12 protein-coding genes are annotated in these 15,085 nt (G+C 70.2%); all 12 read right to left on the bottom strand.

Annotated features, from left to right (window positions below; translation table 11 throughout):
* Nucleotides 1–27 precede the first annotated feature (27 nt).
* Entirely contained in the window at nt 28–882 is an 855-nt protein-coding gene (locus B5F84_RS01675) for a deoxyribonuclease IV (protein ID WP_087320034.1), read from the bottom strand.
* Nucleotides 879–2,093 (bottom strand): bifunctional phosphopantothenoylcysteine decarboxylase/phosphopantothenate--cysteine ligase CoaBC, encoded by a 1,215-nt coding sequence (coaBC, locus tag B5F84_RS01670; protein WP_087320032.1) that lies wholly within the window; start codon nt 2,091–2,093, stop codon nt 879–881. Before coaBC ends, B5F84_RS01675 begins: the two co-directional genes overlap by 4 nt.
* Nucleotides 2,090–2,812, bottom strand: coding sequence for a C4-type zinc ribbon domain-containing protein (locus tag B5F84_RS01665; RefSeq protein ID WP_087320030.1), 723 nt, complete (start codon nt 2,810–2,812; stop codon nt 2,090–2,092). The genes coaBC and B5F84_RS01665 overlap by 4 nt, the downstream gene beginning before the upstream one ends.
* A gap of 50 nt (nt 2,813–2,862) precedes the next feature.
* Complete coding sequence (locus B5F84_RS01660) at nt 2,863–4,056, bottom strand: cysteine desulfurase family protein (RefSeq protein ID WP_087320028.1); 1,194 nt, start codon at nt 4,054–4,056, stop codon at nt 2,863–2,865.
* Between the two features lies 1 nt (nt 4,057).
* On the bottom strand, nt 4,058–4,738 hold the full coding sequence (rpe, locus tag B5F84_RS01655; RefSeq protein ID WP_087320026.1) for a ribulose-phosphate 3-epimerase: 681 nt from the start codon (nt 4,736–4,738) through the stop codon (nt 4,058–4,060).
* The gene (locus B5F84_RS01650) at nt 4,735–5,769 is read right to left on the bottom strand and encodes an NAD(P)H-dependent glycerol-3-phosphate dehydrogenase (RefSeq protein ID WP_087320024.1); all 1,035 of its coding nucleotides are present in this window, start codon (nt 5,767–5,769) and stop codon (nt 4,735–4,737) included. Before B5F84_RS01650 ends, rpe begins: the two co-directional genes overlap by 4 nt.
* Complete coding sequence (locus B5F84_RS01645; RefSeq protein WP_087320022.1) at nt 5,766–6,458, bottom strand: glycerol-3-phosphate acyltransferase; 693 nt, start codon at nt 6,456–6,458, stop codon at nt 5,766–5,768. The genes B5F84_RS01650 and B5F84_RS01645 overlap by 4 nt, the downstream gene beginning before the upstream one ends.
* Nucleotides 6,458–7,789 (bottom strand): ribosome biogenesis GTPase Der, encoded by a 1,332-nt coding sequence (gene der, locus B5F84_RS01640; protein WP_087320020.1) that lies wholly within the window; start codon nt 7,787–7,789, stop codon nt 6,458–6,460. Before der ends, B5F84_RS01645 begins: the two co-directional genes overlap by 1 nt.
* Nucleotides 7,790–7,882: 93 nt before the next feature.
* Nucleotides 7,883–10,102 carry a toll/interleukin-1 receptor domain-containing protein gene (locus B5F84_RS01635; RefSeq protein WP_087320018.1) on the bottom strand — a complete coding sequence of 740 codons (2,220 nt, stop codon included), beginning with the start codon at nt 10,100–10,102 and terminating at the stop codon, nt 7,883–7,885.
* A gap of 9 nt (nt 10,103–10,111) precedes the next feature.
* Nucleotides 10,112–12,343: a WD40 repeat domain-containing protein gene (locus tag B5F84_RS01630; RefSeq protein WP_158094454.1), complete on the bottom strand. Its 2,232-nt coding sequence runs from the start codon at nt 12,341–12,343 to the stop codon at nt 10,112–10,114.
* Nucleotides 12,344–12,405: 62 nt separating this feature from the next.
* The gene (locus B5F84_RS01625; protein WP_087320014.1) at nt 12,406–13,791 is read right to left on the bottom strand and encodes a DUF512 domain-containing protein; all 1,386 of its coding nucleotides are present in this window, start codon (nt 13,789–13,791) and stop codon (nt 12,406–12,408) included.
* Nucleotides 13,792–14,239: 448 nt separating this feature from the next.
* Entirely contained in the window at nt 14,240–15,085 is an 846-nt protein-coding gene (ispH, locus tag B5F84_RS01620; protein ID WP_087320012.1) for a 4-hydroxy-3-methylbut-2-enyl diphosphate reductase, read from the bottom strand.

Here is a 15,085-nt window from a genome sequence, read left to right as displayed (position 1 = left end):
TCACGCGGCGGACGAGAAGAACGTGACTTAGTGTGAGCTCGCCTCTTCGGCCATGCCGCGCAGGAGGGCGATCTCCGCCGCCCAGCCGGAAAGCCCCGTCTGCGGGGTCTCGAGCACCATGGGCAGGCCGGCGAGGCGCGGGTTCGTGACCACGGCACGGAAGGTCTCGAGGCCGAGCGTGCCCGCGCCGATCCGCTCGTGACGGTCCTTGTGGGAACCGAGCGGGTTCTTGGAGTCGTTGAGGTGGAGGGCCCGCAGGCGCGAGAGGCCGACCACGCGGTCGAACTCGTCGAGCACGCCGTCGAGGTCGTGGACGATGTCGTAGCCGGCGTCCGCCACGTGGCAGGTGTCCAGGCACACGCCGATCAGCTCGTCGTGCTCCACGCCGTCGATGATGCGGGCGAGCTCCTCGAAGGAGCGCCCCACCTCGGTGCCCTTGCCGGCCATGGTCTCCAGCAGGACCGTCGTCTTCTGCCCGGGCTCGAGCACCTCGTTCAGGCCCTCGCAGATGAGGCGGATTCCCTCGTCCGCGCCCTGCTTGACGTGGGCGCCGGGGTGGAAGTTGTAGAGGTGGCCCGGGAGGCGCTCCATGCGCGCCAGGTCCTCGCGCATCGCCCGGCGCGCGAACTCCACGGTCTCGGGCTTGGCGGAGCAGAGGTTGTAGGTGTAGGGCGCGTGGGCCACGAGCGGTCCAATGCCGCGCTCCCCCAGCGTGGCGAGAAACGCGGCGAGGTCGGCGTCGTCCAGCTCGCGCGCGTTGCCGCCGCGCGGGTTGCGCGTGAAGAACGCGAAGGTGGTGGCGCCGATGGAGATGGCGTCCGCCGCCATGGCCGCGTAGCCGGAGGCCGTGGAGAGGTGGCAGCCCAGAAGCAGCCCGCTCATCGCGCGGCCCTCCGCCCGACCGCGTCCAGGATCGCGTCGGCCACGTCGGCGAGCGGCATGGTCTCGAGCTGCTTCGTGCCACCGGCGCTCACCAGGGCCACGCGGTTGGTGTCCGCGCCGAAGGTGGACTCGGGGCGGCTCACGTCGTTGGCCACGATGAGGTCGGCGCCCTTGCGGCGGAGCTTCTCCTCGGCGTGGGCGATGAGGTCGTCCGTCTCGGCGGCAAAGCCCACCACCATGCGTCCGCCCTTCGCGGCGCAGAGCTCTGCCAGGATGTCCGCGGTCTCCGTGAGCTCGATCGCGTCCAGGTGCTCGCGCGACTTCTTGAGCTTGTGGTCGGCCGGCGCGGCGGGCGTGTAGTCGGCGACGGCGGCGCTGCAGATGGCCACGTCCGCGCGCTCGAACTCCGCGAGCGTCGCGTCGCGCATCTCGGAGGCGCTCTCCACGTCCACGCGCCGCACGCCGGCGGGCGTGGCGAGCGTCACGGGCCCGGCCACGAGCGTGACCGCCGCCCCGCGGCGCGCGGCGGCGGCCGCGATGGCAAAGCCCATCTTGCCGGTGGAACGGTTGGCGATGTAGCGCACGGGGTCGATGGCCTCGTGCGTGGGCCCGGCGTTCACGAGGACGCGCAGGCCCGCGAGGTCCCTCTCGCCCGCGCCCCCGAGGAGCGCAAGCGCGGCGGCCACGATGTCGCCCACGTCCGCGAGCTTGCCCTCGCCCACGTCGCCGCAGGCGAGCCGTCCGCTGTCCGGCCCCACGAAGGCGACGCCGCGCCCGCGCAGGGTGGCGACGTTGGCCTGCGTGGCCGCGTTCTGCCACATGTGGACGTTCATGCCGGGCGCCACGAGCACGGGGCACGCGCACGCGAGGAGCGTCGTCGTGAGGCAGTCGTCCGCGATGCCGCAGGCCATCTTGGCCATGACGTTCGCCGTTGCGGGCACCACGACGGCCGCGTCCGCCCACTCGGCGAGCTCGATGTGCGGGATCGCCGAGCCGGGGTAGTCGTAGAGCGAGGTCGCCGCGGGCGCGCCCGAGAGCGCCTCGAAGGTGGCGGCGCCCACGAAGCGCAGGACGTCCTCGGTCATGGTCACGCGGACCTCGCAGCCCGCCTTCTGGAGGCCGCGGAGCACCTCGCAGGCCTTGTAGGCGGCGATGCCGCCGCACACGCCGAGAAGGACGCGCGGCGCGCGGCCGTCCCGCCCGGCGCTCACTCCTGCCCCTCCTCTGAGGTGATGAGGATGCGGTGGCAGTAGGGGCACTCGGTGACCTCGTCGCCGTGGGCGAGGTCGTGGAACTGGCTCGGCTGGAGCTTCACGCGGCAGACCGAGGGGACGTTGCCGCGCAGGCGCTCCACGGCGAGGCCGCCGAAGCGCTTGCGGGCGCGCTCGTAGGAGGCGAGGTGCTCGGCGGAGATGCCGGCCGCGAGGCGCCCGCGCTCGCGCGAGAGCTCCACGATCTCCGAGCGCAGGCTCCGGGAGTCGGCGTCGAGGGAGGACTGGGTCGCCTCGCGCTCGGCCTCGAGGCGCTCGGAGGTGAGGCGGGCGTTGCGCTCGGCGCGCTCGAGGCGGCCCAGGCGGTCGCGCGCGGGACCGAGGGCGAACTCGCTCTTCTCGATGTGCTTGGCGAGGGAGGTGAGCTGGCGCTCGAAGTCCATGATCTCGCGGTGGGTGTGCGCGCTCGCGTCGGCCTCGGCCTGGACCTCGGCCGCCTTGTCGCGGTAGTGGTCCAGCGCGGCGCGCAGGTCGGCGATCTCCATCTCGGCGTCCTTGCGCTTCCCGACGATGCCGGAGAGCTCGGAGGCGACCTTCTTGCGGGCGAGGTCGATCGTCTTGAGGCGCTTCTGCTGGGGCAGCGAGGCCAGCGAGGAGGCGAGGCGCAGGAGTCTCAGGTCGACGTCCTGCAGGTCGAGAAGGGCGGTTGCTTCGGTCATCGTTCTCCTTCGTGCGTTTCCGTGCGGGGTGGCTGGGGGTGGGGGCGGTGCTATCGGGCCGTGCGGCGCGGGCCGCCGTGGGCGTGGGCCGCGACGACGTCGAGCAGGGCGTCGGCGAGCCGCTCGAGGTCGGCCTCGCCGACGCGCTCGTCGAACGAGATGCGCAGGGAGCCGAGGGCGCTCGTGCGGTCGATGCCCATGGCGCTGAGGACGTGGCTGGGGTCGAGCGAGCCGGAGGTGCAGGCGGAGCCGGCGGAGACCTCGAACCCGCGCTGGTCGAGCTCGAGGATGAGGGTCTCCGAGTCGAGCGAGGGCACCATCACGCTCACGATCCCCGGCAGGCGGCTCCCGTCGTAGGGGACGTCGGTCGTGGGGACGACGCCGGTCCCGGGCGCGCAGAGGCGCTCCTGGAGCGCGCGGGAGCGCGCCGAGACGAGCGCGGCGGTCTCGGCGAGGCCCTCCGCGGCGGCGCGCGCGACGGCGGCAAACTGCGCCGCGCCGCTCACGTCCTGGGTCCCCGCCCGAAGGCCGCGCTCCTGGCCGCCGCCGAAGCTCTGCGGCCTGAGCGGCGTGCGCCCGCGGACCGCGAGCGCGCCCACGCCGACCGGCCCGCCGAGCTTGTGGGCGGCGACGCTCACGGCGTCGGCCTCGGAGAGGTCGAGCGGCAGGTGGCCGAAGGCCTGGACGGCGTCGGTGTGGAAGAGGGCGCCGGCCGCGTGGGCGGCGCGCGCGAGCCCGGCGACCGGCTGGGCGACGCCGGTCTCGTTGTTGGCGGCCATGACCGAGACGAGCGCGCAGGACTCGTCGAGCGCGTCCTCGAGCGCGGGGACGCCCACGACGCCGTCGCGCCCGGGGCGCACCAGGTCGACCTCAAAGCCGCGCTCGTGGAGCGGCGCCACGAGGTCGAGGACGGAGTCGTGCTCGATGGCGGAGAGGACCACGCGCCTCCGGCGGGCGTCGCGGGCGCGGGCGCCCTCGGCGAGGCCCATCACGGCGAGGTTGTTGGACTCGGTGCCGCCCGAGGTGAGCAGGACGTCCGCCGGGCGCACCCGTCCGCCCAGGGCCCGCGCGAGCTCCGCGCGGGCCCGGTCGAGCTCGCGCGCGGCGGCGCGCCCGAGGCTGTGGAGCGAGTTGGGGTTCGCTCCCGCCCAGGGCGCGGCCTCGTGGGCGTCCCGCGCGCGGCGGGCCTCGGGGCGCAGGGGCGCCGAGGCGGCGTAGTCGAGGTAGAGGGGGGTATCGGGCATGCTAGCCCCTCCGGGAGCGGCCGGACTCGCCGGCGGCGCGGACGGCCGCGAGCGCGGAGGCCCGGTCGGCGGCGCCGAAGACGGCGCTTCCTGCCACGAGCACGCTGGCGCCCGCGGAGACGACCTCGGCGGCGTTTCTCGCCGAGATGCCGCCGTCGACCTCGATGAGCGGGCTCACGCCGTGCTCGTCGCACATGCGGCGCAGGCGGCGGAGCTTCTTGAGGGAGGACTCGATGAAGCTCTGCCCGCCGAAGCCGGGGTTGACGGTCATGACGAGCACCATGTCGAGGTCGTCGAGGATGGGCTCGAGGACGCTCACGGGCGTCGCGGGGTTGAGCGCGACCGAGGCGCGCGCCCCGCGGTCGCGGATGAGCGAGACGAGCCGGTGCGCGTGGGCGGTCGCCTCGCTGTGGAACGAGACGAGGTCGGCCCCGGCGTCGAGGTACTTCTCGACCATCTCGTCGGGGTTGGAGATCATGAGGTGGACGTCCACGGGCAGCTCCGTCGAGGCCTTGACGGCGCGAAGCACGTCGAGGCCGAAGGTGAGGTTGGGGACGAAGTGGCCGTCCATGACGTCGTAGTGGATGAGGTCGGCACCGGCGACGGTGGCGAGCTCCTCGCCGAGCCGCGAGAAGTCCGCGGAGAGGATCGAGGGGGCGACCATGATGTCATCGAGCGTCATGCGTTCTCCTTGCCTTGTGTGGGGACGATCCCGTAGAACTCCTCGCCGGGGCGACGCCCGAGGAGGGCGTCGATGGCGCGCTCGACGGGCAGCCCCTCGTGCAGGACCCTGTCGACGGCCAGCGTGAGCGGGGCCTCCACGCCGTGGCGGCGCGCGAGCTCGGCGACGCTGCGGGCGGCGCGGGCGCCCTCGACGACCATCCTCGTGCGGGCCTCGTAGGCCTCGAGGGTCTCGCCGTGGGCGAACGCCTCGCCGAAGGCGCGGTTGCGCGAGTGGCGCGAGGTGCAGGTGGCAACGAGGTCGCCCATGCCAGCAAGGCCCATCGGGGTGAGCGGGTCGGCGCCGAGGGCCGCCGCGATGCGGGCGATCTCGGCGAGGCCGCGGGTCATGATGACGGCGAGCGCGTTGTCGCCCGCCCCCCGACCCGCGAGCACCCCGCAGGCGATGGCGACGACGTTTTTCACCGCGCCGCAGATCTCCACGCCCGTCACGTCCTGCGAGACGTAGACCCTGAAGGAGGGGCTCACCACGAGCTCGCGCAGGCGCTCGGCGACCCCCGGCTCGCGCGCGGCGAGCACGGCGGCGGAGAGCTTGCCCTGGCAGATCTCCTCGGCGTGGTTGGGGCCGGAGAGGACGGCGAGGCGCCCCTCCCCGCCGAGCTCGCGCGCGGCGACGTCGAGCATGAGCGCCCCCGTGCCGGGCTCGACGCCCTTGGTGAGCACGAGGACGGGGGCGTCCGCGGGGACGTGGGGCGCGATGCGGCGGCAGACGGGCGCGAGGTGGGCGGAGGGGAGCGCCAGCACGACGACGTCCGTCCCCTCGAGCGCCCGCGCGTCGTCGCCGGTGGCGACGACGGGGTCCGGGAGCCGGTAGCCGCTCAGGTGGCGGGGGTTTGCGCGGTCACGGTTGACGGCGACGGCGAGCTCGGGGTCGCGGCACCACAGCCGGACCTCGCCGACGTGCGCCGCGAGCAGGCCGCACATGGCGGTGCCCCAGGAGCCGGAGCCCACGACCGTGGCGACGCCGCTCACCGGGCGCCCCCGTCGGCGGGGTCCTCGCCCTCGCCCTTCTTGCGGAAGGAGAAGCGCCGCTCCTCGCCCCGGACGAGCCGGCCGATGTTCTCGCGGTGGGACCACACCACGATGGCCGCGGCGAGCGCGATGACGGCGACCGCGGCGGTCGAGAAGCCGAAGAGCGCGGCGAGGACGGGCAGCGACGCGGCCGCGGCGACCGACCCGAGCGAGACGTAGCGGGTGGGGACGGCGAGCACGATGAAGACGGCGAGCGCGCCCAGGCCGAGCGGCCAGAAGAGGCCGAGCGCCGAGCCAAAGCCCACCGCGATCCCCTTGCCGCCATGGAAGCGCAGGTAGGGGCTAAAGATGTGGCCCATGATGCAGAAGAGGAAGACGACGGCGAGCGAGGCGCCGAAGAGCGTGCGGTGGTCAAGGGAGGCCACGTCGCCGCCAAGCGCGAGGGCGGCCAGGCCCTGGCGCGCGACGAGCATCCACACGAGGCCCTTGCAGACGTCGCAGGCCAGCGTCGCCGCGGCGGCGGACTTGCCCACCGAGCGGGCGACGTTGGTGGTGCCGATGTTGCCGGACCCCACCTGGCGGACGTCCACGTGCCCCATCGCGATGGCGATGATGAGGCCGAAGGGGATGCCGCAGACGAGGTAGGCGCCCAGGGAGAAGACGAGGGTCCAGAGCGCGAGGTCGCCCATCAGCGCTCGCCCCCCTCGGCCTGGCGGCGGAACTTGAGGCGCACGGGGGTTCCGGTGAGGTCGAAGCGCGCGCGCAGGCGGTTCTCGACGAAGCGCTCGAAGTTGTCGTCCACGAGGTCGGGGGCGTTCACCCAGATGGAGATGACGGGCGGCTTGGAGCCGGTCTGGGTGGCGTAGCGCATCTTGAGGCGCCGCCCGCGCTCGGAGCGGGTGTGGCCGCCCTCGCGGATCTCCGCGAGAAGGTCGTTGAGCTCGGAGGTCCTGAGCTGGGAGGAGTGCGCCTCGGCGGCGCGCAGGGCGAGCGCGAGGACCTTGTCGGTGGCGCGCCCGGTGAGCGCGGAGACGTTCACGGAGGGGATCCACGGCGCGAAGGAGAGGCGCTTGCTGATCGAGGCCACGATCTCGTCGCGCTGCTGGTCGGTCTCGACGAGGTCCCACTTGTTGAGGACGAGCACGAGGCCGCAGCCGCGGTCGATGGCCATGCCGGCGACCTTCTGGTCCTGCTCGGTCACGCCGACGGTGGCGTCCACGACGAGCAGGCACACGTCGGCGCGGTCGATGGCCTGCAGGCCCCTCACGAGGCTGTAGTACTCGACGTCCTCGTGCACCTGCGTCTTCTTGCGCATGCCCGCGGTGTCGACGAGGCGGATGGGCTGGCCCTTCCACTCGATCATGGTGTCGATGGCGTCGCGCGTGGTGCCGGCGACGTCGGAGACGATGGAGCGCTTCTTGTTGGCGAGGCGGTTGGCGAGGCTCGACTTGCCCACGTTGGGGCGGCCGACGATGGCAAGGGAGAGGATGTCGTCCTCGGGGCCCTCGTCGACGGGCTCGGGCAGCGCGGCCACGATGTCGTCGAGCAGGTCGCCCGTGCCGTGGCCGTGGCCCGCGGAGAGCGGGCGCGGCTCGCCCACGCCGAGGGCGTAGAAGTCCCAGAGGCCGTCCTGCTCGGTGGCGGGGTTGTCCTTCTTGTTCACGACGAGGAAGACCGGCTTCTCGACGCGGCGGACGATGCGCGCGACCTCCTCGTCCTCGTCCGTGACGCCGGTCGTGCCGTCGACCACGAAGACGATGACGTCCGCCTCGTCGCAGGCGATGAGCGCCTGCTCGCGGATGCGCGGGGCGAAGACGTCCTTGGACTTGACGGACTCGATGCCGCCGGTGTCGATGAGGGTGAACTCGCGTCCGTTCCAGTCCGCGTCGTGATACGAGCGATCTCGCGTCACGCCGCGCGACTCGTGGACGATGGCGTCGCGGGAGACCGCGATGCGGTTGACGAGCGTGGACTTGCCGACGTTGGGGCGGCCGACCACAGCGACTACGGGCTTGGGCATCTGTTCTCCTCGCTATTCGTTTGACCTGCTCAGCTTACCACGAGCGGCAACAAATCGCCGGTGAGCGCGAGAAATTCACGGGGTGTCCGCGCGCTAGGAGATGTCGGCCTCGTTGTGGTAGAGGCCAAACTCGAGGCCCTGCCGGACGCGCTCGTCGAGTCGGTCTCGGAGCGCCTGCTGGTCGTTTGCGGCGAGGTCAACAGCAACGCGCACGATGGTCCCGTCCCCGGCGGCGCCTATGACGCTCGTGCGGTCCGATGAGATGACGATGCCGCGCAGCTCGCTGCCCAGCTCGTGCCGGGCGCTCACGCCAAAGCCGTCCTCGGGGAAGAACGTCACGAGCGTGCCGTCCGAGAGCCCGCAGACAAAGAGCGACCCGTCGGAGGACGCGGCAATCGTCCGCGCGTAGGGCGAGGCGGAGTCGGTCATGCTGGACGTAATGCCGTCCCGCTCGACCCAAGTCCCCCATTCGCGGGTGAGCGCCCGCGAGCCGTTCCCGCACACGGTCCCCTTCCCCACCGACACGGCCCTACCCGAGCCCACGGCGATGGCGAGCGGTGTCGTGCCTCCACGCGTGACGGCAGACTCCGGGCACGTGACCTCTGATGCGCCAGGCTCCAGGACGACAAGGTCCCCGCTCTGGGTCCCGGCGAACACGCGGCCGTCGGCATCCATGGCGACGGCGGAGACATTCAGACCGTCGACCCTGTTCCGCACGCCTCCCGTGGCGTCGAGCATAAGGAGCGCACCCTCGCACCCGACCGCCAGCTCGGAGCCACCCGCCACGGCGGAGACGCACGTTGGGACCAGCCCGTCAGGAAGCGACAGCTCCGCGACGGTCCCTGCGGCGCAGTCCACGTGAATGAGCCGGGTCGCATCCGGGTCGTCGGCGGGGCGGGCGACCACGTAGAAGTCCATCTCGCCCGGTCCCGGGGCCAGGTGGAGGGCCTCTGCGGCCTCGAGCGAGTCATCTACGTCCTCGATTGACCCGGACGAGACGTCGACGAAGGTAATCGAGCCGTCGCTGGCGAGAAATGCGGCCAGCTCGCCGCCTTTGACGCTCGCGCCGTCGACGAACGTGCTGCCGGTCGTCGCAAGGATCGTCGTGTCCTGTCTGACCGGCCAGGAGAAAACGTAGTCCTGCGGCGTGCGCACCGCCACAAGGGAGCCGTCCGGGCTCCATGCCAGCGTGCTGCCCTCAGGGTTCTGCGTTCCGTTGAGGAAGAGCAGCTGGGAGCCCTGATGTCCGTCCAGGATGGCGATGCCGCCCTCACCAAGGACCGCAAGGTAGCGTCCGTCGGGCGAGAAGGACAGGTCAAAGCTCGGCATCTCGAGGCGGGCGGTCACAAGGGCGCCGGAGTCGCCATCCGTAGAGAGGGTCACGACCGCCCCGTTCTCGCTCAGCTCGGCTGTGATGCTAGATGCATCCGCGGTGGCCCTCGTTCGGGTGGCGTCCGGGAAGGAGAAGCCGCGAGATGCCGCCTCTTCCGCGTCCATTCGCTCGGTGGGCGTGATGGCGTCGAGTGCCGACCTCATCATCAGCTGTCTTGAATAGCCGTCGTTGATTATCGACGACAAGGTCCACGCCCTATTGTCGAGCGTATTTGTAGTGACGTCAGCGACAAGGTAGGGGTCTACACGATTTCCTATCTCGCTGGAATAGGTGAGCAAGGAGCTTCCGTAGCCATAGCTTCCAATGAGGGTGGCCCCGAAATTACCAATTTTAACCACGAGAAATGAAATCAAAGCCCAGAGCGAGACGAGTGCCGAAAGGACGGCGAAGGCACAGACGATTCTCGCAAACCGCTTCGACGCGAGGATAAAACTCTTTGCATTGTCCGTCAGTATAGAATCAGCGTGGTCCCACTTGAGCAAGCGAACCACCTCGCGAAGACTTCGTCCTTGGAGCAAATCCCTTCGTTTGCGACCGCCTCTCAGCCAGCTCTCCGCACGCGTCTCTACCGTAGCCGTAAGACTAGAGATTGGAGAGACGCGCCGATACTCGTTGGCAATTTGGATGGCCGTTCTTTCGACGTCCCGCTCAAGCGAAACTTCCAGAATCGGACGCTTGTAGTAGCGGGCCTGACTCGCCTCGTTCTGGCAGGGCTCCGAGTCACACCACTCGCGCGAGACGACGAGCACCACGAGGCTCGCCCCACGGATCGCATCGTTGACGCGCGCGTCCCAGACCTCGCCAAAGCGGAGCTGCTCCGTATCCTGCCACACGGGGACGCCACGCGCCTCCAGCTCGTCGGCGAGGCGGTCGACGTAGTCCTTGCAAACTCTGGCATAGGAGACAAAGACGTGCGACATGCTCTCCTCCTAGCGGGGCTCGGGCAAGGGGGTCGCCACGCGCATCCCCATGCTCTCGACGAAGTCCTCGGGGAACGACTCAATCTCCGCCTTGGTCCACACGGCCGGCTCGCGCTCCTTGATGGTGGAGGCGATTCCCTGCAGACCGATGGCATCGGAGTTGGCATAGGGGGTCCACCAGCGTCCTCCGGCCCTCACGACGAGGCGCTCGCCGTCCTCGGTCCATCCCACGGCCTCGACGGAAGAGCCGTCTGGCGTGTCCCACTCCCGCGTGGAGACCATGGTGATGCCGTCCTCGCCCTGTAGCATCGTGTAGGTGGTGACCCCTCCCGACCGTGTGCCAATGACGTAGCGAGCCGGCAGATACGCGCATGCAACTGCCGTGATGTCGTCGCGCTCCCCATGGGTTCCCTGGAAGGTGTAGTCGTGGTCCTTCCCGCCATAGGTCAGGACGAACTTCTCGGCACCGTCCGAACGGATGGCGAAGGTTCCATCCGACGTGCTGCATTCCAGTGACTCGCTGACCAGCGCCCCACTCGGGGCCTCGTCTCCGGGTGCGATGCCCTCGAGGGAGTAGATGCTCGTCGTGACGCCGTTCCCGCAGCTCATAAGGCCCGCTTCCGTTGCGTCTGCAAAGACGACGCCGGCCATGCTCGTGCCTAGCCTGGCCAGGGTCGCCCCGGTGGGAACGTCGACGACCTGCGAGCCACCCTCCTCTGTGACAACGATGACGCTCTCCCCCGAGATGGCGAGGTCGAGAGGCCGGCTCTTCGTTGAGAAGGCAATCGGGGAAAGCTCGTCAGCGCTCGGGGCGAGCAAGCCGAGTCGTCCGTCAGACCAGATGACGGCGCCGATTTCGCCAATCGCGCCGACACAGTCAGCGCTCTCGGGAATCGTGGCACGGGCGAGCGGATTCAAGCTCTCCCCGTCAACAAACTGCACGTCGGAGTCGGTACGAACGAGCGCGCGGAGACCGTCTGGCGTTCGCTCGACGGCCAGCGTGGAATCTGCGGCGAGCTTGGCCGCGACCGTCCCGTCGTCAAGGTCGACGAGCACGATTCCGTCCTCGGTCGCCCCGAGCGCTCGCATTCCGTCCGCCGAGACCGCGACGCTCTCGATAGCGGGGCCGTCATACCCCAGGTCGACCCTCTCCCATGTGCTGGTGTCAAAGCGCCTCAGACCGTCCTCGTCCGCGACGACGAGAAGCGCGCCATCCGGCGTGGCGTCGAAGGTGAACCGGTCGCGTGCGGAAACGTAGCGGTTGTCCGCGGCTTCCGCGGTTCTCGGGACCCAGGACTGAACGGTCCCCTCCGCCCCGGCAACAAAGACCCTCTCACCGTCGCCGGTGAAGACCGCCTCCCCTTGGGTACCGGTCCCGGCCTCCGCCTCCGCGAGGCCAAGCTCGGAGATCTTCCAGATGGAGGAGAGGGCGTCGATGGTCTGGTAGAAGCCGGTGTCCGAGTTGATGCCCTCATCGGCACCTATCTGGAGCAGGCGTAAGGCTGCATATTCGGGATCGTACTCAGTTTCAAGATCTGCCATGGACTCCTTGAGCAGACTGCCACGAGCTAGGAATGACCGCATAAACGCACTAAAGAGGAGAAGCGCGATCACTACGAATATCGTGGAGCCAATCGTCTGCACGCGATTACGTATGGACCGCTTGCGCTCGCGGTGGGCGTGCTGCGTCGACGCTTCGACGTAGTCCCGCATCACCTTGGTTGGTCGCTGATAGGGATCGTCCGCGAGGGCGTCGAGCACCTCATGGGCCCGCGCGGCGGCCTTGACGTCCTGCAGCAGGTAGCTCGCGTCGTGGTCGCATAGCTCCCAGCGCCGCGTACGCTCGTCAAGATCGTAGAAGTCGTCATAGAGCTCCACGTTAGAGCGCACGAGGAGCTCCCAGGGCTCCTGGTCTCGTCCCGACCTCTGGGAGAAGTCGGCCCAGTTACGCTCCCTTATGGGCGACCCAGGTTCGCCCGCCTGCTCGGGACGCACCTCGTCGAGGCGCACGGGAATGGTGACGGATGCGTTCGAGCACACCGCGTTTGCGATGCGGAGGAACTCGTGGTCCCGGACGGCCGAGAGAGACATCAAGACGATGCAGAGGTCCGCAGGTGCGTCACCCGTGCTGGCCGCGACCACCCTGAGCCCCTCGGAGCGGGCGACGTCCCTGACGACGGAGGCGACCCTCTCGTCCGCCTCACAGGCGAAGACGCATACAGACCTCTGTCCTGACGTCATGCTCATGCGGGGCCTCCGTCTCAGTTGCTAGGGCAATTCTAGCGCGACGGCGTCGAGGTCCGTCACGCGTTCTTCGGCAAGCTGAGAATGGCGTCGAGGTAGTCTCCGGGGTTGGGGACGCTCACGGTCACGAGCGCGCCGCGGCTTCGGAGTTCATCGACAATGTGGTCCTGCGTGTCGCCGTCGAGGGTGAGCCGGTCAAAGTTGAACATCACCTCGGGGAGGACGACGATCGTGCCGGTGAGGTCGGCGGGCAGCTGTGCGAGCAGGTCCTCGGAGACGATGAGGCCCGTGACGTTGACGTCGCCGCCAAAGTAGTCGTTTCTGATCGCGCGGGTGCGCACGCGACCTGCGGGCGAGAGCTCGCGGCAGAACACGTCGATCGTCTCGGCCGCCGCCTCACCGCAGACGAGCTCCAGGCGGAGGTCCTTCTCGGCAAGTACTCCGTCAACGCGGCACAGGTCGTCGGCGCGATCCTGCGCGACGAGGGCCGTCTCGTCGAGGAAGCTCCGCAGCATGCCGATGCCGTCGTAGAACTGCGGGTAGCCGTCGTAGGTCTCGGCTGGCGGCACGGGCAGGCCGGCGTCGACATAGAACTCGTCGGACAGCTGGAAGCGCGTGATGCCGAGCGTCCTTCTCGCCCGCTCCTGGTAGGGCTCGAGCAGACGGACCACCGCCCGCGAGGCCTCGACGTCGTCGGAGTAGGAGCTCTTGAAGCGCCGGCTGTGCTTGGTGTAGCCGAGCGGCACGATGGCGAGCGAGGTGATGCCGGGGCGTGCCTCGACCCAGTCGAGCGTGGCGGCAAGCTCGTCCCCGTCGTTGATGCCCGGGCAGAGCACAATCTGCGCGTGGACCTCGATGCCGCCTGCGAGCAGCTGCTCGAGCACCTCGATGCCTCGGTCGGCGCGCCTGCCGATGAGCGAGCGGCGCACCTCGGGCGTGATCGCGTGGATCGAGACGTTCATGGGGCTGAGGCCGCAGGTCACGATGCGCTCGGCCTCGTCGTCGGAGACGTTGGTGAGCGTCACGAAGTTGCCCTGGAGAAAGGACAAGCGGTAGTCGTCGTCGCGCAGGGTGAGCGTGGCGCGGGCCTCCGGCGGAAGCATCGCCATGAAGCAGAACTGGCACGCGTTCACGCAGGTACGGATGCCGTCAAAGAGGACGTCGGTGAAGTCGACGCCCCAGTCCTGTCCGGGCTCGCGCCAGAGCTCGCAGGGGGTGGTGGTGCCGTCGGCGGGGTCATAGACCTCCAGCTCGCAGGAGGCGCCGTCGGCCTCCCAGCGCCAGTCGATGAGGTCGCGCGGCACGACGCCGTTCACGCGCTCGATGCGCATGCCCGGCTCGATGCCGGCCTCCCAGGCGGGGCTCCCCTCCTCAACGAAGGCGACCCAGGCGCCGTCCGCCTGCGGCCTCGTGGAGGCGTAGTCCGCGCGCTTCTGCTCGGCCATGGGTCCCTCCCGGTTCTTCTTGGCGTGTCGCCAGCCATTGTGCCACACCCGCGCCGCGGGGCGTGGGTCGCGCGCCCGAGGGTTCAGGCGGGCCGCGGGCACAAATCCCGGGCCGCGCATGCTTCGCGGGCGAAAAACTCCAAGTTACGCATGCTTTCCGGACGGAAATCGCAAGTTACGCATGTGCTGTAGACAGAAATCCCGAGTTACGCATGCGCCTCTGACGGAAACTCCAAGTTACGCATGGCGAGAAGAACGCGTAGCTTGGGATTACCGTGCAAATTGACGGCTTATCTCAAGTTACGTATTCGATGGTTTCAACTTTTGCATACGTAGCTTGGAATGTGCGCAAAACGCGCGTTACGCGTGGGGCGTGGGGCGCGGGGCGGCGTCCGTCGCGCGCGGGGCATGCGGGGCGCGCAGCCACGGCCCCGCGCCCCGCACGCCCCTACCGCCCTCCGACCAGGCGCTCGATCGCGGAGCGGACGGCCTCGATCTGGCTTGCGGGCGTTGACGCGCCCGCGGTGATGCCGATCACGCCCGCGCCCTCGAACCACGAGGCGTCGAGCTCGTCGTCGCCCTCGACGTGGTGGGTGCGCGGGCAGCGCGCCGCGGAGATCTCGGCGAGGCGCGTGGTGTTGGCGGAGTTGCGCCCGCCGATGACCACCATCACGTCCGCCTCGCTCGCGAGCTCGTCGGCGGCGGCCTGGTGCCCGGAGGTCGCCTCGCAGATCGTGTTGATCACGCGGACCTCCTCGGCGCGCCCGAGCAGGGCCCCCACGACCTCGGCGAGCAGCGCCCGCCGCGCCGTGGTCTGCACCACGACGCCCACCTTGCGCGCGTGCGGCACCCGTGCGGCCTCCTCGGCCGAGCCCACCACGATCGCGCCCGGCGCGTGCGGCAGGGTGGCCTCGACCTCGGGGTGGCCGGCCTCCCCCACCACCACGACCTGGTACCCCTCGCGGGAGAGGCGCTCGGCGGCCTGGTGGACCTTCTTCACGAAGGGGCAGGTCGCGTCGAGGACGCGCGCGCAGAGCTCGCGCGCCCGCGCCTCCTCGTCGGGCACCGTGCCGTGCGTGCGGAGCAGGAGCGTGTCGCCCGCGGCCTCCTCGGGCGACGAGACGGCGTCGACCCCGCGCGCGGCGAGCCCGGCCACGACGCGCGGGTTGTGGATGAGGGGCCCGAGCGTGTGGACCGCGCCGGCGCGCTCGTCGGCCGCGGCCTCGACCAGCCCGAGCGCCCGCTCGACGCCGTAGCAGGCGCCGGCCTCGGAGGCGATGCGAATCTCGGGCAT

It is taken from the genome of Olsenella sp. An290 (assembly GCF_002159535.1).
Classification (GTDB): Bacteria; Actinomycetota; Coriobacteriia; order Coriobacteriales; family Atopobiaceae; genus Thermophilibacter.
The sequence above is the reverse complement of the archived record's forward strand: the minus strand, read 5'-3'. Positions and strand labels throughout refer to the sequence as shown.

Bases quoted from the DNA above. Each gene is read 5' to 3' on its own strand.
- B5F84_RS01675 (WP_087320034.1), bottom strand. From the start codon at position 882: ATGAGCGGGCTGCTTCTGGGCTGCCACCTCTCCACGGCCTCCGGCTAC.
- B5F84_RS01665 (WP_087320030.1), bottom strand. From the start codon at position 2,812: ATGACCGAAGCAACCGCCCTTCTCGACCTGCAGGACGTCGACCTGAGA.
- B5F84_RS01660 (WP_087320028.1), bottom strand. From the start codon at position 4,056: ATGCCCGATACCCCCCTCTACCTCGACTACGCCGCCTCGGCGCCCCTG.
- rpe (WP_087320026.1), bottom strand. From the start codon at position 4,738: ATGACGCTCGATGACATCATGGTCGCCCCCTCGATCCTCTCCGCGGAC.
- B5F84_RS01645 (WP_087320022.1), bottom strand. From the start codon at position 6,458: ATGGGCGACCTCGCGCTCTGGACCCTCGTCTTCTCCCTGGGCGCCTAC.
- der (WP_087320020.1), bottom strand. From the start codon at position 7,789: ATGCCCAAGCCCGTAGTCGCTGTGGTCGGCCGCCCCAACGTCGGCAAG.
- B5F84_RS01635 (WP_087320018.1), bottom strand. From the start codon at position 10,102: ATGTCGCACGTCTTTGTCTCCTATGCCAGAGTTTGCAAGGACTACGTC.
- B5F84_RS01630 (WP_158094454.1), bottom strand. From the start codon at position 12,343: ATGACGTCAGGACAGAGGTCTGTATGCGTCTTCGCCTGTGAGGCGGAC.
- B5F84_RS01625 (WP_087320014.1), bottom strand. From the start codon at position 13,791: ATGGCCGAGCAGAAGCGCGCGGACTACGCCTCCACGAGGCCGCAGGCG.
- ispH (WP_087320012.1), bottom strand. From the start codon at position 15,085: ATGCCCGAGATTCGCATCGCCTCCGAGGCCGGCGCCTGCTACGGCGTC.